We start from the raw sequence: 20,011 nt of genomic DNA on the forward strand, positions 1-20,011 counted from the left end.
CAAAAAGCAAGCCAAGTATCGCACCGCTACAACCACCTACCCTTGCTGCGGTCAAGCCCTGGGGGAATTCAGCAGGAGCTGGTCGTACCGGCTTGCGGGTGCAAAGATAGAAATACAATTAATAATTAAAAACAGGTTGCAAAAAAAAGTCTGTCAGAATTATCATTTTATTGTGTTTGTGGTTGTAAAATGCAGATTGTCAGGATGCTATTTTCTCTTGCGATGGGCTTTAAATTCTTTGCGACGTTGTCTTTCTCCTTTTTTTGTGCCGGGACAACCACAATCTTTATTCTTTTTGTGCTGATCGTTGCTCTTTAGAAACCCAAATGGATCGGGGGGTTTTCTGGACGCAGTGGCTGCAGCTCGGGCATCAGCCTCCATATAAGCCGCATTATCCTTACTTTTTTTCTTCCGCTGACTATGTGCCGAAAAAGGAATAGCTAGTAGTACTAATCCTAACAAGACAATCCGTGTATATTTTTTTATTTCCATAGCTATAAAATAATATCTTTTAGAAGACAAAATCTTGGTAATAGATAAAAAAGATGTATTTTACTAAATCGGCTGATATAGTGCATTCATACTCAGCTAATGTAATATTACTAAAATTGCTTTAAGAATGTGAAAAGTATAATTGAAAGTAAAACGAAAATCATGTAAGATATTTTATTGTAACAAAGAATATTTATTTTTAGCCAACTAAAAACCAAACCTTTCTTCTGTAGAAACATCTCATCCGTGAAAAATTTATTCCGAAAAAAAACTGTTGGTCAGATTCTGACTGATCTGAGTACACGTGAAAGCGAGCATGGTGGATTGAACCGAATGCTTAAAGTCAGAGACTTAACATCTTTTGGTATTGCAGCTATTATTGGCGCTGGTATTTTCAGTACCATTGGGCGTGCGAGTTTTAATGGCGGGCCTGCAGTTTCCTTATTGTTTGTCTTTGTAGCAATTGCCTGTGTATTTACCGCTTTATGTTATGCCCAGTTCGCATCTACTGTTCCAGTAAGTGGTAGTGCTTATACCTATGCCTATGTTTCCTTTGGCGAAATATTTGCCTGGATAATTGGATGGGCATTGATTTTGGAGTATGCAGTTTCTAATATGGTGGTAGCCATTTCCTGGTCAGAATATTTTTCTTCAATGCTTAGTGGGTTTGGTGTAGAACTGCCTCGATGGATTACTACAGACCCAATTTCTTCTGGTAGAGCATTTGCAGAGATGCAGGAGGCTATTCAGAATAATACCTTGAATGAGCTTCCTTCTAATACACGCATTCTGGCTGAGGCTTACCAGAATGCACCTTCTATTGGAGGTGTTAAAGTATTGCTTGACCTTCCCGCAGGGATAATTACTGCTTTGGTTACATGGCTCGTATATATGGGAATTAAAGAATCTCGCACAACCAGTAATATCCTGGTAGTATTAAAACTAGCTGTAATCTTATTGGTGATTTTTGCAGGGGCCTTTTTTGTAAAACCTGAAAATTGGTCTCCTTTTGCTCCAAATGGTGTAAATGGTGTCTTGAGTAGCGTTGCGGCAGTATTCTTTGCTTTTATTGGATTTGACTCTATCTCTACTACAGCTGAAGAATGTAGTAATCCTCAAAGAGATTTGCCCAGAGCAATGATTTACTCCTTGATTATTTGTACAACGTTATATGTTATCATTACCTTGGTGCTTACAGGTATGGTTAATTACAAAGATTTAAAAGTAGATGATCCATTGGCTTATGTATTTTCCAGAGTGAATATGGATTTTATTGCTGGGGTTATCTCTGTAAGTGCTGTAGTGGCTATAACGAGTGCATTGTTAGTGTATCAATTGGGGCAACCACGGATTTGGATGACAATGAGTCGGGATGGTCTTTTGTGGAAGAAATTCAGTGAAATTCACCCTACATACAAGACTCCAGGCTTCGCTACTATTATTACAGGTTTGCTAGTAGCAATTCCATCTTTGTTTCTTGATATGCAGTTCTTTGTTGACTTGACAAGTGTAGGTACTTTCTTTGCTTTTATTATGGTATGTGGAGGTGTATTGTATATGGATAAGAAAGGACTGAGCAAAGATTCTAAATTTAAAATGCCTCGCATCAGTGGAAAGTATATAGTAGGGTTGTTGTTTGGTATTGGGTTATATTTTGCGTTAAAGCAGGAAAACTATATGCAGACTTTAGAAGAGAAGCCATTATTGATTGTTTTCTGGATTACGTGGCTGGTGCTGTCTGTATTGAGCTTCCTCTATGACTTTCTGCTTATTCCTGTATTGGGAATATTAACCAACTTGTATCTCATGACAGAGTTGGGATTATCTAACTGGATTATGTTTGTTATCTGGTTAATCATTGGCTTAGTTATTTATTTTGCTTATGGTTATAAGAAAAGCAAACTAGCTGCTACTAAAATGCAGAGTATCTAATAAAATAAAAAAGGTAATAAGTTTAACAGATAAGGCAACTCATCTAATGGGTTGCCTTATCTGTTAAAAATAGATATCTGAATAAACTATTTTGTTAAATAATCTTGAAAAAAGAAAAGTGTAATATGAAATTATTATATTTGTTAGAGGCCCGAAAATTTTTCTGCAAGCGAAGTCTCTAAAGCAATAGTATTTCTTCTTTCTATTTTCTGATTCTATAAACAGCGTATTGGTTAGTGTTTATGAGTAAACGCAGAAGGAACTTTCTGGTTGTGGGTATAGGTGGTCTGGCTGTCCTTATTTTTTTATGGATAAGACCACACAAAAAGGTAGACTTCAATGCAGAGGTACGTCCTATTATAAATACCAAGTGTATTTCCTGTCATGGTGGGGTAAAAGAAAGTGGTGGATTTAGCCTGTTTTCCCGCGAAGATGCCTTAAAACCGACAAAGTCCGGTAAACCTGCAATTATACCTGGTGATCCAGATGACAGTGAGTTTATGAAGAGGCTGGTACATGCTGATCCGGAAGAGCGCATGCCCTATCATGCAGAACCACTAAAGCCAGAAGAAATCGAAATACTACGACAGTGGATTGCTGATGGGGCTAACTGGCAGGATCATTGGGCATACCTGAAGCCAGTAAAACCTGAAATTCCAACCATAGATACTACCTGGGGTAATAATGTTATCGATAATTTTATCTATCAGAAACTTAAAACAGTACATCTAAATCCAGCCCCACAGGCAGATAAGACTACACTTCTGCGTCGATTGAGCCTGGATTTAATTGGTTTACCTCCAACAGAAAAAGAACTGGCAGAGTTCTTGGCTGATTCAGCCGTTAATGCTTATCAGAAGCAGGTAGATAGATTGCTAGCTTCTCCACATTTTGGAGAGCGGTGGGCTGCTATGTGGCTGGACTTGGCCCGATATGCAGACAGCCGTGGTTATGAAAAAGACCAGCCACGCAATATCTGGCGATACCGTGATTATGTAATCAACTCCTTTAATGAAGATAAACCTTTTGATCAGTTTACAATAGAACAACTGGCAGGCGATTTACTACCAAACCCAACGGAAAGTCAACTTATCGCGACTGCCTATCATCGAAATACTACCAATAACGATGAAGGAGGTACTGACGATGAGGAGTTTCGTACAACTTCTGTGATTGATCGGGTCAACAATACCTGGGAAGTCTGGCAGGGAACTACTATGGGATGTGTCCAATGTCATAGTCACCCTTATGATCCTGTACGGCACGAAGAGTTTTATCAATCAATGGCCTTTTTCAATAACTCCAGGGATGAAGATGTGCCAGATGAAACTCCCGTGTTAGCACAATATAAGCTTGCGGATCAGGAGAAAATAAATTCTCTGAAAAAATGGATCAGCACTCACACCTCACCATCGGAAAAGTCTAACGGTCTTTCTGAGATTAATCAGCTATTTAGTATTGCAGAGCCAAAAATACATCCCCATACATTTGATACATTGACCAATGCTGCTCTTATGGATGGGAAGTTTATGGGTATTGGCCATACAGGTTTTGCACGAGTTAAAAATGTTGATCTTACAGACAAGCGTCATATATTATTAAATGCGGGCTTTGGTAGTAGTGATTGTCGTTTAGAAATACGAAAAGACAAATTGAATGGAGATGTTATTGCTGAAGCTACTTTTGAAAATGAAAAGAAACCTGGAGCCTGGAGTTTTCGAAAAATGCTTATCGATCTGAAGCCAGTAAATGGAAAGCATACTCTGTATTTTATTGCCTACAATCCTAGGACTAAAAATATACAGGATTATGCAGCCTCATTTCGATGGATTTATTTTATGAATAAAATACCAGGTTCGGATCATGCCGACTTTGTTCCAATAAAAGATACACTTCTTGCCATACTTAACCGATCAGACATAGACTACACACCGGTTATGCAGGAAAATCCAGCTAACTTTAAGCGTAAATCATTTGTATTTGAGCGTGGGAACTGGTTAACAAAAGGAAAAGAGGTGCAGCCTATTACACCTAAGTTTTTAAGTAGCTTTGCTAGTTATTCTTCAGATCGTTTGGGGTTAGCCAAATGGTTAGTTAGTAAAGACAATTCCTTAACTGCCAGAGTAACAGTAAATAGATTTTGGGAGCAATTATTTGGGACAGGTATTGTAGAAACATTGGAAGATTTTGGATCACAGGGTGCAAAACCTTCACATCCGGAGTTATTGGATTATCTGGCTATGTCGTTTCAAACAGACTTTCACTGGAGTGTAAAAAAGCTTCTCCAACAGATTGTTATGTCTGCAACTTATCAGCAGTCATCTGGGGCTAGTAAACTACTGATTAGCAAAGATCCTGCTAACCGATATCTGGCACGTGGACCAAGAGTTCGTCTCAGTGCTGAACAGGTTAGAGATCAGGCACTGGCAGTTAGTGGATTGCTCAGTAAAAAGATGTATGGCAAAAGCGTTATGCCCCCACAACCTGATGGCGTATGGCAAGTTGTGTATAGTGGAGAACAATGGAAGACAAGTGATGGTGAAGATGCATTCAGACGTGCACTGTATACCTTCTGGCGACGTTCAAGCCCTTATCCGTCTTTAATGACGTTTGATGCTGCCGGACGTGAAGTTTGTGTATCGCGTCGCATCCGGACTAATACGCCTTTACAGGCATTGGTGACGCTCAATGATACAGTTTTTATCTCGGCAGCCAGAGGCCTTGCCTCCCAAATGCAATGCAGTAGAGGAAGCATATCAGATCAATTGCTCTATGGTTACAAAAGAGCCTTACTTAAAAATGGCAATACTCGAATAGCAAAAGTATTACTGAAATTGTATCAGAATGCAGATCTATACTATAAAAAGAATCCGAATGAAATTGCAAAGATTTTAGGTAGAGTTCCAGAGAAGAAACGGATTATGCAAACAGTTGGAATGAATAGTTCTGTAGATTCTGATCAAAGGCATTTAGCCTGTCTGACCATTGTTGCCAATGCCATTATGAACTTAGATGAGTTTATTATGAAGGAATGATGGAATTGAGATCTAAAAAATACAAAGAGGGGGACATTTTATGAATCCATTATTTTTAGAAGCTATTCAGCGTCAAACTGAATATATGACCCGTCGGCATTTTCTTTCAAAATGTACTACGGGTATTGGAGCTATGGCCTTAGCATCTTTGACAGGGTGTTTTGCAGACAAAAAGTCGTCACAGGAACAAGTATCCGGTATTGTAAGAGATTTATCAAGACCGTTTGCCCCTCTCCCATCTCATTTCGCACCCAAAGCCAAACGCGTCATCTTTTTGCATATGGCTGGTGCACCCTCTCAGTTGGAGTTATTTGACTACAAACCTGAGCTTCAAAAACTAGATGGACAGTTATGTCCTCCTTCACTGTTGGAAGGAAAGCGATTTGCTTTTATCAAGGGTGTGCCTAAAATGTTGGGACCACAAGCCCTGTTTAAGCAGTATGGACAATCTGGTACATGGGTATCTCATCATTTACCAGAATTTGCCAGTATGGTAGATGATGTTTCATTTCTGAAAGCTATGCACACAGACCAGTTTAATCATGCTCCTGCTCAACTGCTGATACAAACTGGTAATGCCAGGTTAGGAAGACCGAGTATGGGAGCATGGGTTACGTATGGACTAGGATCTGAAAATGAAAACTTACCAGGGTTCATTGTATTGCTCTCAGGAGGAAAAGCACCTGATGCTGGCAAAGCAGGTTACGGGTCTGGATTTCTGCCAACAGTATATCAGGGAGTAGAATGCCGTAGCAAGGGTGAGCCAGTACTATATGTAGCTAATCCGGAAGGCATGGATAGGGATTTGCGAAAAGCCTCTTTACAAGCTATCAATGATATAAATCGCATCCAACATGAAGAAACTGGTGATCCGGAAACAATCTCCAGAATTTCTCAATACGAGATGGCATTTAAGATGCAGATATCAGTACCTGAGGTGATGGATATTAAGGACGAACCTCAATGGGTTCATGAAATGTATGGAACTGAACCCGGAAAATCTTCTTTTGCTAACAATTGTCTGTTAGCTCGTAGACTAACCGAACGGGGAGTACGTTTCGTACAACTCTTTGACTGGGGATGGGATTCACATGGCAATGATCCGTCAAATGCATTGGACAAAGGTTTTTCTACGCTGTGTCATAACATAGACAAACCCATTACTGCGTTGCTGAAAGATTTGAAAATGCGTGGGCTATTGGATGAAACGCTGGTTGTATGGGGAGCAGAATTTGGTCGCACTCCAATGCAGGAGAACCGGGAAGGAAAACAAATGGAGTTTAAAGGAAGAGATCATCATACTGAAGCATTCACAGTCTGGATGGCTGGAGGAGGTATAAAGTCAGGATACACACATGGAGAAACCGATGAAATCGGATATTATGGAATCAAAGACCGAACAGATATCTATGATCTCCAGGCTACTATTCTACATTGTTTGGGCTTTAACCATGAAAAGCTTACCTATCCATTCCAGGGACGAAATTTTCGTCTGACAGATGTACATGGAAAAGTAATTACAAAAATTTTAGCGTAACAATCCGATTTACATTCTACATGTTTACCATAACACCAATTTTAGGACAGATTGAAAATACACCTGAATGGGTCTTATTTCTGGGCCGGTTCCATCCTCTGATTGTCCATTTTCCTATTGGAATGGTGATTATGGCAGCTATTATTGAAGTGTTTGCCAGATCTCCCAAATTACAATCATTACGGGAAGCCAATAGCTTTATTCTGTTATGGGGAGCACTAGGTGCCACAGTAGCTTGTATAGCAGGTTTTATGTTATCAAAAAGTGGTGGCTATGACAAAGAATCTCTTAAAACACATGAGTGGCTGGGTTATGGCGTCGCTGCTTCGTGCTGGTTTGCGTATTTTCTAAAACGAAGCCAGACTACTATTCTACATAAGATCTATACTCCTATTTTTACAGGCTGTGTATTTCTTATTTTTGCGGCAGGGCACTATGGTGGCAACCTGACACATGGGTCTGACTATCTGACACAATACATGCCTCAACCTATTCGGTCACTAGCCGGGCTTCCTGTTCAGAAAAAAGAAAAACAAACTACCCGGAAAATTACAGACATTAATCAGGCACTGGTATTTGAAGATTTAGTACAACCTGCCTTGGAGCAAACCTGTATTAGTTGCCACAATCCAGAGAAACAAAAAGGAGATTTGCGTATGGATACACCTGAGATGCTTCTAAAAGGTGGCAAGAATGGTCCTATTCTGGTCGCTGGTAAAGCTGAAGATAGTGAAATGATTAAAAGAATACACCTACCACTGGAAGATGATGATCATATGCCTCCTAAAGGCAAAACGCAGCTAAGCGACAATCAGATGGCAATGCTTATATGGTGGATTAATCAGGGTGCGTCTTTTAATAAAAAGATTTCAGATTTGACAGTTAGTGAAGATATGAAGCCTGTACTCGCATCTTTTATAAGTGGGGGAAATACTGAGAACAAAGAAGATAAGCCTGCCATAATTAATGTTCCTAAGGCGGATGCGAGAGCAATAGATGCATTAAGAAAAATAAATGTATTTGTAATGCCTATTGCTCAGGAAAATAATTTACTTGAAATCAGTTTCGTTAATGTCAAGACTTTTACAGATGAAAAGGCCACTTTATTATCACCTGTTTCACAGCAGACCATCTGGCTTAAAATGAGCCACCTCGCCATTGGAGAAAAAACAATTGCAGAAATTGGTAAATTTAATAACCTGACTCGATTACATTTGGAGTATACCAACATTACAGATCTGGATTTGAAAAAAATCGGAAAACTAAGCTCACTGGAATACTTAAACCTGATAGGTACTTCAGTCTCAGATATAGGTCTGAAAGAACTTACTTCTTTAAAAAAACTCAAGAAGCTATACCTATGGCAGACCAAAGTGACTCCACAAGGAGCTGTCGAATTACAAAAAGTATTACCTGAGACAGAAATTAATCTGGGAGATGATACTATATCTGGCACAGCCAGATTAATTTCTGAGAAGAAATAAGCAACCAGCATCTTACAAGAGTAGGTGTATAAAACATTTTAATTTTTTATATCGTATTCTTACAAATAATTGAATGCTAACCATTTGATAGTTCCCAATTTGTATTACTATCTTTGCCCGCTAAACACAAACACTTATTTGGTGTTTTGGATAAAGATTGAATAAATTGGTATGATCAAACCATTAAGACCTCTATTACTGCTTATTTACATTGCCGTATTTCTTGCAATTGTACTTACTCTTCTGCCTCCTGAGATCCGTATCTATGATACATTGACATTTCGTTCGTTTTCATTAAGGAGTCTGATCGAGAAGCCAAAGGATACATATGCTGATATTTCAGCAATTACCTCTCAGCTCTCAACAACTGATTCTCTGGTTACTCAGGCATCTTCTACAGAGAAGATAGATACTCAAAAAACAGTGCTGGACACTGTAAAAGCACTGAATCTACCTGTAGAGAGTCAGTACAGGCTTCAATTCCCTGAAGAGGACACAACAGTGATGAATAATTTCTTCGCTGCATTAAGAGAGTCATCTGGCACACAATTGATTCGTGTGTTGCATTATGGAGATTCACAGATTGAAGGGGATCGTATTTCATCCTATCTCAGAAGCCGGCTTCAGCAGCGTTTTGGCGGGTGTGGTGTAGGTCTTGTCCCTTTGCTTGATGTAGTAGGGAGCCGGATGTCAATAGCTCAGTACTCAGATCCTGAATGGCAAAAATTATTTGTGTATAGCAATGGATATAAGAAAGCTGATGCAGATAGCTATGGTGTAATGGGTGCTGTTTTCAGGTATTCAAGTGCTAATCGATCTGCAAAGAATGAATATTTTGCTATGAAGATAGACACCATTCGGGATACTTCCCAACACGCAATTTATATACCTCGCAAAGATCCTGGAGTATTGGTTTCCTATGCTGAATTAAAGAGAGGATATCCAAAGGACAAACAGGCTCAGGTACTAAAAATCTTATACCGTAATCCACAAGCCCCTTTTCAGGTAACAATTCAGGAAGGTTTTGATAGCACGCAATATGCCAGGTTAGACACTTCCTCTCAGTTTCATATCTATTCTCACCGACTAAAGAAAGATTTTGATAAGTTAACGCTTACCTTTAGAGGTACTCCTAGTCCGGATTTGTATGCCGCCTGTCTGGATTGTGAACGAGGAGTCGCTGTAGACAATATTCCTTTTAGAGGAAGTTCTGGGGTGGACTTCACGCGTATGAATAAAAGCCTATTAGGGGCTCAGATTAAAGCCTTGAATGTACGGATGATTATTCTCCAGTTTGGTGTAAATATAGTTCCCTATGTACAAAAGGATTATTCGTGGTATGAACAATCTTTATCCCGACAGTTAAAGCTATTCAAGGAACTAGCACCCAATGCATCTATCCTGGTTATTGGTGTTTCGGATATGTCACATCGGGAAGGAGAATCCTATGTATCCTATCCAAATATTGAGAAGATTAGAGATGCACAGCGAAAAGCAGCATTTAAGGCCGGTTGTGCATTCTGGGATACATATGTGGCTATGGGTGGAAAGAACTCTATGCCTAGTTGGGTATTTGCCAAACCTGCCTTGGCTAAGCATGATTTCATACACTTTACTCCTAAAGGCGCAATGATTATCAGCGAGATGCTTTACAAGGCATTGATTCGCGAATACGAATTATATAGAACGTCTGTTAGCACTGTTGTTCAATAAAATACAAGTGTTCAGATGCTATATAAATAAGCATCTGAACACTTGTATTTTATTGTGCCCAATAATCCACTACACAGGCTTTTTCGAGGTAAGGCTTCACATATTTTTCTCCAAATTCCTTATGAGCCGGGTGTGGAAGATAGGCATCCCGATCTTTTTCCGAATCAAAAGTGAGCAGGAAACAGTGAGTGAAGCCTTGATTTAAGCCTTCCGGACTATTATTGAGGCCAAACTCAAGACCTTTGATCTCTTTTATTTTATTTGCCAGAGTAGTGAATGCTTTCTCTACCTCTTTGATTTGTTCAGGGGTAGTGCTGTCTTTAAACTTAAATAAAACTACATGTCTTAATACTTTGGGATTTTTCTTCATAGTCTGACTATATAGAGAAGTTGTGACACAAAAAGATAGGAAACTGAGAACAAGCAAAAAGAAATATTTCATACAGTAAAGGTGATAAAAGTGATTGGATAAACTATCTGTGAAAATAACATCTTTCTCCGGGTAAAACGCTATCGCTGGACTTTTATAAAAGAGCTACATCAGGTTTGTATTTACATACGAATAAATGCTGCTCGTTTTTTACTAACTTTCGGGCATGTTTATTGAACCACATCTAGGAAAATACCATCGAGATAAGAATCTGCGTACCACAGGGTGGATTGAGGTTATCTGTGGGTCAATGTTTTCGGGTAAGACAGAAGAGCTAATCCGCCGATTGAACCGAGCCAACATTGCACGACAGAAGGTAGAAATCTTTAAGCCTGCTATTGATACGCGTTACCATGATATAGATGTGGTCTCCCATAACTCCAATTCCATTCCAAGCACTCCTATTAGCACGCCACAAGAGATATTTTTATGGACCAGTAATTGTGAAGTAGTAGGCATTGACGAAGCTCAGTTTTTTGATGATAGTCTGGTAGAAGTTTGTGTTACTCTTGCCAATACTGGAAAACGTGTAATAATAGCCGGACTTGATATGGATTTTCAGGGTAGACCATTTGGCAGTATGCCTGCTCTCATGGCTGTTGCCGAATTTGTTACAAAAGTTCATGCTATTTGTGCCGTATGTGGTAGTGTTGCCTCCTATTCATTCAGGTTAAATGCCTCTCAGGAAAGAGTCTTATTAGGAGAAACAGACAGTTATGAAGCTCGTTGTCGCCGTTGTTATAATGAGGGAATGTTGGAGCAGGAGCGTAAACGCAAACTATAATACTAGAAAGCTTTTATACATTTTCAATGGCCAGGATAGAAAGTTATTGTATTTCTTGTATGAAGAATTTAATTAAAATACTTTGGCAGGGTTAATACATCTTTTCATCTTCTATCCGGATCACATGAAAAAATTATTGCTCCTTTTTTTTATTTCTCTACTCTCAAATTCCTTATTTGCTACTGTTAAAGTTGCCTCTTTGTTCTCAGACGGAATGGTATTACAACGAAATACCAGAAATGCTGTTTGGGGATGGGCTACACCAGGTGCACTGGTTACAATAACTTGGCAAAACAAGACATACACTGCTACTACAGATAATATGGGTAGCTGGATGCTATACCTGGATGCAACTCCTGCTGGTGGGCCTTACACATTGACAATTACAGAGAAAAATCAGATTCAAATCAATGATATACTAGTTGGAGAAGTCTGGATATGTTCAGGTCAGTCTAATATGGAATGGCGTATGAATATGCTTAATCACAAGTATGATGCAGATATTGCTTCTTCTGCCAACCCTAATATTCGTCATATTAAAATAAAAAATACAACTAGTATTGTTCCACTAAAAGAGGTTACTACCAGTGGCTGGAAATCGGCAAGTCCGGATAATACCCCCGAATTTTCTGCTGTCGCCTATTTTTTTGCCAGAGAGTTGTATACAAAATTGAAAGTTCCGATTGGTCTGATCTCCTCAAATTGGGGAGGCACAGTTGCTCAGGCATGGACTAGCATAGAAGGTTTAGAAGGATTTGCTAATTACCAGACTGAGTATACCAACTGGAAAACCCAGATAAGTGGCAATGCGATGGAGATGGAAAAGCAATATGCTGCTTATCAGGCGGAGCTAGCCTCAAAAGATAAAGGCTCAAAGAAATGGATGCTTCCTTCATTGACTACTACAGATTGGAAAACTATGTCAATGCCAAACAACTGGGAACATACAGAATTGGATACGATAGATGGCATTGTGTGGTTACGTAAAGAAATTATACTAAGCAAAGCGGATATAAGTAAGGGTGCAATTCTACATCTGGGGGCTATTGATGATGAAGATATTACGTATGTGAATGGTATACAAGTTGGTGCAACAGAAGGATACAATAATGAGAGAAACTACCTCATAAAAGACAAACTACTGAAACCGGGAAAGAATGTAATCGCAATTCGTGTATTGGATACCTATGGTGGTGGAGGTTTATGGGGGGAAGCGAAAAAGCTTGTATTGGAAACAGGAGGAAAGCAAATTTCATTGGCAGGTGATTGGCAATATAAGGTTTCAGAAGAATATAAAAACCTGCCACATAATCCTAGGGTAGATATGAATTCTCCTAATCATCCTGCTTTGTTATTCAATGGGATGATTGCTCCACTGATACCTTATGGAATCAAAGGTGTGATTTGGTATCAGGGAGAATCTAATGCAGATAAGGCATATGAATACCGTAAATTATTTCCTTTCATGATTACAGACTGGCGTAATCGGTGGAAGTTGGGCGAATTCCCTTTCTTATTTGTTCAACTGGCTAACTTTATGAAGGTATCTTCAGAGCCATCAGAAAGTGATTGGGCAGAGCTAAGAGAGGCTCAGGTAAAGACACTTTCATTACCTGTAACTGGTATGGCTTGTATAATAGATATTGGGGAAGCAGAAGATATACATCCTAAAAATAAGCTGGATGTAGGAAAGCGTTTGGCTTTTAATGCACGCAAGATAGCTTATGGAGAAGACATGGTACATTCCGGGCCACTCTATTTTTCTCAGAATATAGAAGGTGATAAAATTCGTATAACTTTTACAAACATAGGTACAGGATTAATAGCAAAGGGAAATGAGTTGAAGGGATTTGCTATTGCAGGAGAGGATCGGAAATTTGTTTGGGCACAGGCGCGTATTGATGGAAATCAAATTATTGTGTGGAGTGATAAAGTGGCAAAGCCTGTTGCAGTTCGTTATGCATGGGCAAATAATCCGGAAGGATGTAATTTATATAATGTTGAAGAGTTTCCTGCCTCTCCTTTCCGAACAGATGAATGGAAAGGTATTACTGCAGACAGGTAGTATTGTTAAGTTTCTTATTTTCAGATGTATATGTAAATATGTGACTATTTATATGGTATAATGGTATCTATATGAACTATAGAGATATTGAATATACTTTTTAGAAGAATAGAAACTTTAGATCAGCACGGTACAAAATCGTGCTGATTTTTTGTAAATCTGAAGGAGATATATCAATTTGCAAATTGGTTCTGAGCAAATGCAGAGGTGTAACCAAAGTATCACTGAGTGACTTTGGGGTTTGCCATAAACTGCCTGTTAAATTATGCTTTCACGCGAAAATATTATACGGATTGTTGTTTCTGTCAACATTGTAAGTTGGTTGTTGTTGTTGGGGCTTAATTTAATTACCTTATTACAGGGATATGATAAAACAACTTTTGGGGTCCCGATAGCCATAAGGGGACTCCTGCTTAATCTCTTTCTTATCTTAGTTTTTTTCTACTTCAAAGCCAGATCTGAAGAAGAAAGAGGTAGCTCTTTTGTCGATCAACTAGTACGATTACTCGATGTTGGCTGGGTTTTGGCTCTAATCTCCATTGTATTACGATTTGCGGATTTCTTTTTTGATCAGTTTCTACATGATCGGTCTGCACAGATGATTCTGCTATTTTATCATATTCATATTGGTTTGGTTACATTATTTCTTACCCAGACTTTTTTTGTATGGAAGAAGTTTATTTTATACCAGCGTTCCAGGAGATTACAACTTACATGGCAAATATTTGAATATGCTTTGCTGGCTAGTCTTTTCTTTAATTTCTTTCAGTTAGACTCGTCTGATGCACTTTTTTATATCATACTCATTCCATTGTCTCTACTGGGTATAATTACTGCTTTTAATCTTAAGTGGGTCGCCTATCTGGATGTAAGAGATAAGTGGAAGGCGATATTACTTACTTTTTTAATTGGATTGTTTTGTGCCTATTTTTTCTGGAATCTGAGCACGTATGCACGAGATACAGAGATTGTAACCAATCTTATTCAGAGTGTATATATTCTGGCCTTGTTTGTGTTTGTAGGTGGTTATAGTGTACTTGGATGCGCAGTTTTGTTATTTAATCTGCCGACTTCTGTTGTCTTTGAACAGAAGATAGAAGAACTTCTTGATTTCCAGCGCTTGACACAAACATTTCAGGCGAAGGAAAATGAGACACAGGTATATGAGACTTTATTACAAAGTACGAGTAAGGCTTCAGATGCAGATGCTGCATGGTTGATAGTGGCAAATGAGAACAGACAAATTACTAATGTGCTAACTAAAAATATACAGAAGCAGCAAGCACTAGCTACTGAGAAAAAAATTGTAAAAGAATTAAAATATACTGCACAAAGTCCGATCTCTGAAAATATACGAAAAGGATTACTGGATGGAATAATAGATGATATGAACTATCAGTCCGTACTATTAGTCCCATTGATTTTTCAGGATAAGCTGCATGGAACTTTAGGATTGCTGAAAACTCAGAAAGATGGCTTTACAACAGATAATGTGGAGTTGATCAGCACATTTGCCCGTATGACTGGGGTAGCGATTGAAAACTTTCGTCTGGTATCAAAAGTGATTGAAAATGAGAGATACCAGGAGTCGCTGAATATTGCCAGAAAAGTACAGCAAAAACTCTTGCCTGATCACTTTGATGATAACAACTACTTTGAGATCAGTGCTTTTTCTCAATCCGGAGACGAAGTCGGAGGAGATTATTATGATATTTTCCAGATATCGGATTCTCGTGTGATATTAATTATTGGTGATGTATCTGGAAAAGGTACTTCAGCAGCTTTTCATATGGCACAAATGAAAGGAATCTTTCATAGCCTTGTAGAGCTACATCCACCACCACATCGTTTTCTAGCGCTGGCAAACAATGCACTAAGCCGTTGTCTGGACAAGGATCAGTTTATCACCGCAAGTGTTTTCATGATTGATAGTGAAAAAGGTGTGATACACCATGCAAGAGGGGGACATTGTCTGGCTATTTATTACAGCAATGAAACACAAAGTTCCTCATTGTTACAAAATAAAGGAATGGGATTGGGATTACTGAGACGGCCAGATTATATCAAACATGTGACTACAAAAACACATAGCTATCAGTCTGGAGACTGGTTGATATTGTATACTGATGGGATTCTGGAAGCGCGTAATGCAGATGGAGATGAATTTGGCGAACAACGTCTGCTCACATTTACTGATACTCATACAGGATTATCTACAACCCACTTCATTGACGCATTCTGGGACTATTTCCGTCATTTTTGTGGCGAATCAGAACAACAAGATGATTATACGATTGTAGCCGTACGTTTTCTATAAAAAAGCCTCCATTGTATACAATGGAGGCTTTTTTATTATTATCTGATTTCTAATTCAAATGGGAGGCGGGTTTGTGTTCCCTGCCAGCTTTTCAGCTTTTGAATATCCTTGATATAAGGTGCAAGAACTCCTGTATGTTTTTGGATTATTTTTGTTTCCATTGTTTCATTTGAATCCCCAAAGAGTTCTTCGATCAATGGTTTTTGTTCAGGCAAATAGCGTAATCGATAATCTCCTTCTTTCAACTTCGCTAATTTGGCGGCTTCGGCAACAGCATCTTCAAGACCACCAAGCGCATCTACCAGACCATTTTGTTTTGCTTGTTCTCCAGTCCATACTCGTCCGGAAGCGATTTTTCTAAGATCTTCTACATTCATCTTACGGCCTTTAGCAGCTTTGGTTGTAAAGTCCTCATATACACTTTCTGTACGTTTCTGAAACCACTGTCTTTCAAAGTCTGACATGTTGCGAGTAGGCAATCCGATATCTGCATAACTATTGGTTTTTACACCATCTACTGTTACCCCTAACTTGTCATTTAGAAGATCTTTCACATTGAACCACAAGCCAAATACTCCAATAGATCCCGTTAAAGTAGTTGGGTGAGCAATAATTTTATCACATCCCATAGCCATGTAATAACCACCTGATGCAGCATAATCCGACATAGATGCCACTACTGGTTTCTTTTCTTTAGTTAACTGAATTTCTCTCCACATTACATCTGATGCGAGACTACTACCTCCTGGTGAGTTGATACGTAATACTACTGCCTTTATTTTTTCATCTTCACGTGCTTTACGTAATGCTTCTGCTATACGATCAGAGCCAATAGATTCGTCTCCCCCATCTCCTGAATTAATCTCACCTGAAGCTACAATGACAGCGATACGATTGTCATAACTGCCTGATTCTGACTTTTCTTTGTTGTCAGCCTTGTTGTATTTGGCAAATGAAATAAATTCAATCTTTTTCTTTTCATCCTGTTTCAATGCTTTCTTAATAGCTGTTTCTACTTCATCTGCATAGCCTACATCTGTCACAAGTTTATATTGTTGAGCATCTTTAGGTTCGCGAATCGTCAGTGAGTCTGCCAAAGCTTGTAGCTCATTTGTTGAAATTCCTCTGGCATCACTAATAGTTTTTAATAAATGCGAATTGATAGAAGTCAGGAATGAACGGGTTTGTTCACGACTAGGTTCACTCATATCTTGGCGCAAAAAAGGCTCTACAGCACTTTTATAGTCACCTACTTTAAAAATCTCTGGTTTAACTCCTAGTTTATCCAGTGTGCCTTTTAAGAAAGTAATACTGGCATTCAGACCATTCCATTCTACTATTCCTTCAGGATTAAGGTAGATCTTATCAGCTACAGACGCCAAATAAATGCTTTTCTCTGTATAGTATTCTCCATAGGCAATGATAAATTTGCCTGATTTCTTGAAGTCTACTAAAGAAGTACGTATTTCTTCTAAAGTAGGATATCCGGCTGTAGAGCCATACATGTCTGGTTCAAGGTAAATGCCTTTGATATTGTTATCGTTCTTAGCAGCTGCAATTGTCTGACGGATTTGGATAAGACCAACAGAATTGGGATTACCGCTAAGAGAATTGGCAAGTTCGGCAAACGAATCATTTTCTCGGCCTCTTTCAACAATGGGTTTATCAAACTTAAGCTTTAAAACAGAGTTTTCTTTTACAGTTACTTTGTCACCTGATGATGCAGCAGTGATAAAGCCTAAGAAAATAAAAAATGCCAGCAGCGAAAAGATTACCAGCCCAATAACAGTTGCCAGCACATATTTCAGAAATTGCAACATAAATTATGTATATAAGTTAAGTAATAAGAAAAGTGAACAAATTCAATCGCATAAAAATACTAAAATACAGAGCCTAACCTAATCAGGCCTAAGTATGCGATCTATTTACTAACATCAAAAATACAGAAACTGTTTTGTCATTGTGTCACTTTTACATCAATGGTTATTAATACGTATCTACTGCTGGGAACCAATTTGGGTGACCGAAAACTTAATATTGAGAGTGCGATTTTCCAGATTGAAAATCAGATAGGAGCTATTGTGTCAAGGTCGTCCGTCTATGAAACAGAACCTTGGGGAGTTACAAACCAACCCAATTACTGGAATCAGGTAGTTCAACTAAATACACAATTGACTCCTCAAGATGTGCTTAATACAATCCACAAAATAGAACGTGAACTTGGAAGAGAAAGACGGATTCGGTGGGAAGCGCGTTTGATAGATATTGATATTTTATATATCAATGATTGGGTATTGGAGGAAGAGAATCTGGTTGTTCCTCATCCTCGTATTGCAGATAGACGTTTTGTTCTTGCACCTTTAACTGAGATTGCACCAGATTTTGTACATCCTGTTTGGAACAAAACAAATCAGGAGTTACTAACTGCTTGCAATGATTCTTTAACAGTTCTCAAGATAACCTAAGATTATCTCAGAGACTTGTAGCGTTATCGTTGAAACGTTTGCAAAAGGATAAACGAAGTGAGTTTTCTGCTCCCAGGTTACTTTTAAAACGCATCAATCCATAATTGGGTACACTTTGATCTGTAGCAATTCCCAGATCTACCATCTTATATCCTTCCTGTTGTGCTATTTTGTATACTTCTGACGTGATGAAAACAGAGGGGCTATAGTTTAAAAAGTATTCATTGTCAGCTGGATAGAAGTTGTAGAGAATGTCTTTATTGATACGAACAGTTACTGTAAGTGCAGCAAGTTCATCTCTATAGATTGCAACAAAAACCCGATAGACGTTAGGCATTTGCATGAATAGATTTCGAAATGTTTCCAGTGGCAGAGTCATCGGAAACCCTTTACGGATACGAGCTTGATGGATGAATGTATGAATTTTAGATAGGTCAGGCGATTTTTCTTCTTTAAAAATCATTCCAGATTGGACACACTTACGCAGACGCCTTTTTTCTGAATAGTGCATACGTTTTTCCAGTGGCTCATTAGTTACAGGAATATGATAGTTTACCTCTGAATTATCAATGGTATATCCGTTTCTAAGAAGTGCAGCTGTAATTTTTTGTGCAGCGCTTAGATTATAAGCAAAAGGATAATTGGTTAGCTTAACCTGGTGAATATTTTGAGAACATAGAAATTGGTCAACATGCTGAATGAATAAATCAAGTAATGAGTCTGGTAGCCCCTGATGAATTTCTATACCTCCAAAAGTTGCTTTCACTGGACTTACTGCTAGTGTATCCTTTATAGAGACATGCAACAAACACTCAGAATGTTTGAGCCTCATATTTTGTAAGCTGAAAGAGAATATAGTATTTTGTAATTGATTTTGGAGATACTGATTGGTATTAAACAGATATATCCCCTCTGGTATGTAATTTGCTTGATTGAGTTGATATACCTGAAATAAGTATTCTTTTTCAATGAGTTGGCTAAAAATCATCTGGTAAAAATTTCCACAAATCTGAGTAAATATTTCAACAACTAAGCACATCTTGGCTTAAGGAAACGAAAATTTTTCACTACAAAAAATTTAAAAACCCGCAAAAAGTCACATATACGTAAGGCTTTTTGCGGGTTTTTAAATACTTTTGTTTTAAAGTATTTAAAGTACTTATATTATTTAAGATATTGTTTATCAGTTAGTAGTGATGTTTTAGGGAAGTAAATATATTGTATTGAGATGGTTGAAATATTACATAACCGAAGAGTTATATCAGTATAATCGTCGTAACTCCATTTATATAAATACGTATCCCTTTAAAAGATTGAGCCAGGTTTCGACGAATCAATAATTTTGGCATACCAGCAGAACTATTATTCGACCAAATACTATCCACACTTTATCATAATCTGGCATACAAAGAAATAAATAAATTGATAGACCTAGAGTATAATCAAGCCATAGAAGCTATGCCGAAATTTACAGGGAGAGCTATTTATAAAATTTTTGCTGTTCTTAACTTTGCTATAATTACCACATTTTCCGTGCCCGTACTTGGAACGGATTACTATGTAAGTACATCCGGTAGCGACAGTAACGATGGGTCTCAATCCAGACCTTGGAGAACCATCGCTAAAGCTGCCCAGACTGTACCTTCCGGTTCACACATGATCTATGTAGCGGCCGGTACCTATGATGAACAACCCATGCCGCTCAAACCTGGTGTTTCTCTACAAGGAGCCGGCATCGACCAGACTATCATCAAAAA

14 protein-coding genes are annotated in these 20,011 nt (G+C 38.4%); 10 read left to right on the plus strand and 4 right to left on the minus strand.

Translation table 11 applies throughout. From position 1 onward, the window contains the following. Positions 1-207: 207 nt before the first annotated feature. Positions 208-492 (minus strand): hypothetical protein, encoded by a 285-nt coding sequence (locus QNI22_RS19745; RefSeq protein WP_314513307.1) that lies wholly within the window; start codon positions 490-492, stop codon positions 208-210. 246 nt (positions 493-738) lie between these two features. Between QNI22_RS19745 and QNI22_RS19750 the strand changes: the two genes are divergently transcribed. The 5 genes from QNI22_RS19750 to QNI22_RS19770 all read left to right on the plus strand — a co-directional run bounded on the left by QNI22_RS19750 (position 739) and on the right by QNI22_RS19770 (position 10,193). Then, complete coding sequence (locus QNI22_RS19750) at positions 739-2,424, plus strand: amino acid permease (protein ID WP_314513308.1); 1,686 nt, start codon at positions 739-741, stop codon at positions 2,422-2,424. A 242-nt stretch (positions 2,425-2,666) separates the two neighbouring features. Continuing rightward, positions 2,667-5,459: a DUF1553 domain-containing protein gene (locus QNI22_RS19755; protein ID WP_314513310.1), complete on the plus strand. Its 2,793-nt coding sequence runs from the start codon at positions 2,667-2,669 to the stop codon at positions 5,457-5,459. A gap of 40 nt (positions 5,460-5,499) precedes the next feature. Next, positions 5,500-6,996 carry a DUF1501 domain-containing protein gene (locus QNI22_RS19760; protein ID WP_314513312.1) on the plus strand — a complete coding sequence of 499 codons (1,497 nt, stop codon included), beginning with the start codon at positions 5,500-5,502 and terminating at the stop codon, positions 6,994-6,996. A gap of 20 nt (positions 6,997-7,016) precedes the next feature. After that, complete coding sequence (locus QNI22_RS19765) at positions 7,017-8,480, plus strand: c-type cytochrome domain-containing protein (protein ID WP_314513314.1); 1,464 nt, start codon at positions 7,017-7,019, stop codon at positions 8,478-8,480. Between the two features lie 171 nt (positions 8,481-8,651). Then, positions 8,652-10,193, plus strand: a complete 1,542-nt coding sequence (locus QNI22_RS19770) for a GDSL-type esterase/lipase family protein (RefSeq protein WP_314513316.1) — start codon at positions 8,652-8,654, stop codon at positions 10,191-10,193. Positions 10,194-10,242: 49 nt separating this feature from the next. Here the strand turns inward: QNI22_RS19770 and QNI22_RS19775 are convergent, their stop codons facing one another. After that, the gene (locus tag QNI22_RS19775) at positions 10,243-10,563 is read right to left on the minus strand and encodes a Dabb family protein (protein ID WP_314513318.1); all 321 of its coding nucleotides are present in this window, start codon (positions 10,561-10,563) and stop codon (positions 10,243-10,245) included. 226 nt (positions 10,564-10,789) lie between these two features. Between QNI22_RS19775 and QNI22_RS19780 the strand changes: the two genes are divergently transcribed. The 3 genes from QNI22_RS19780 (at position 10,790) to QNI22_RS19790 (ending at position 15,789) form a co-directional block, all read left to right on the plus strand. Further along, positions 10,790-11,407 (plus strand): thymidine kinase, encoded by a 618-nt coding sequence (locus QNI22_RS19780; protein ID WP_314513320.1) that lies wholly within the window; start codon positions 10,790-10,792, stop codon positions 11,405-11,407. Between the two features lie 124 nt (positions 11,408-11,531). Then, positions 11,532-13,472 (plus strand): sialate O-acetylesterase, encoded by a 1,941-nt coding sequence (locus QNI22_RS19785; protein WP_314513321.1) that lies wholly within the window; start codon positions 11,532-11,534, stop codon positions 13,470-13,472. A 265-nt stretch (positions 13,473-13,737) separates the two neighbouring features. Beyond that, positions 13,738-15,789 (plus strand): GAF domain-containing SpoIIE family protein phosphatase, encoded by a 2,052-nt coding sequence (locus tag QNI22_RS19790; RefSeq protein ID WP_314513324.1) that lies wholly within the window; start codon positions 13,738-13,740, stop codon positions 15,787-15,789. A gap of 38 nt (positions 15,790-15,827) precedes the next feature. Here QNI22_RS19790 and sppA read toward each other — a convergent pair whose 3' ends face one another. Next, positions 15,828-17,609, minus strand: a complete 1,782-nt coding sequence (sppA, locus tag QNI22_RS19795) for a signal peptide peptidase SppA (RefSeq protein ID WP_314513325.1) — start codon at positions 17,607-17,609, stop codon at positions 15,828-15,830. A gap of 159 nt (positions 17,610-17,768) precedes the next feature. On the opposite strand from sppA, the gene folK reads away from it, so the two are divergent. Further along, a complete protein-coding gene (gene folK, locus QNI22_RS19800) occupies positions 17,769-18,254 on the plus strand; it encodes a 2-amino-4-hydroxy-6-hydroxymethyldihydropteridine diphosphokinase (RefSeq protein WP_314513327.1) in 486 nt (161 codons plus the stop codon). 7 nt (positions 18,255-18,261) lie between these two features. Here folK and QNI22_RS19805 read toward each other — a convergent pair whose 3' ends face one another. After that, positions 18,262-19,086, minus strand: coding sequence for a GNAT family N-acetyltransferase (locus QNI22_RS19805; protein ID WP_314513329.1), 825 nt, complete (start codon positions 19,084-19,086; stop codon positions 18,262-18,264). A gap of 626 nt (positions 19,087-19,712) precedes the next feature. On the opposite strand from QNI22_RS19805, the gene QNI22_RS19810 reads away from it, so the two are divergent. Then, positions 19,713-20,011 (plus strand): DUF1565 domain-containing protein (locus QNI22_RS19810; RefSeq protein WP_314513331.1); only part of this gene is annotated, 299 nt, incomplete at its 3' end.

The sequence above is a fragment of the Xanthocytophaga agilis genome (assembly GCF_030068605.1).
Taxonomy (GTDB): domain Bacteria; phylum Bacteroidota; class Bacteroidia; order Cytophagales; family 172606-1; genus Xanthocytophaga; species Xanthocytophaga agilis.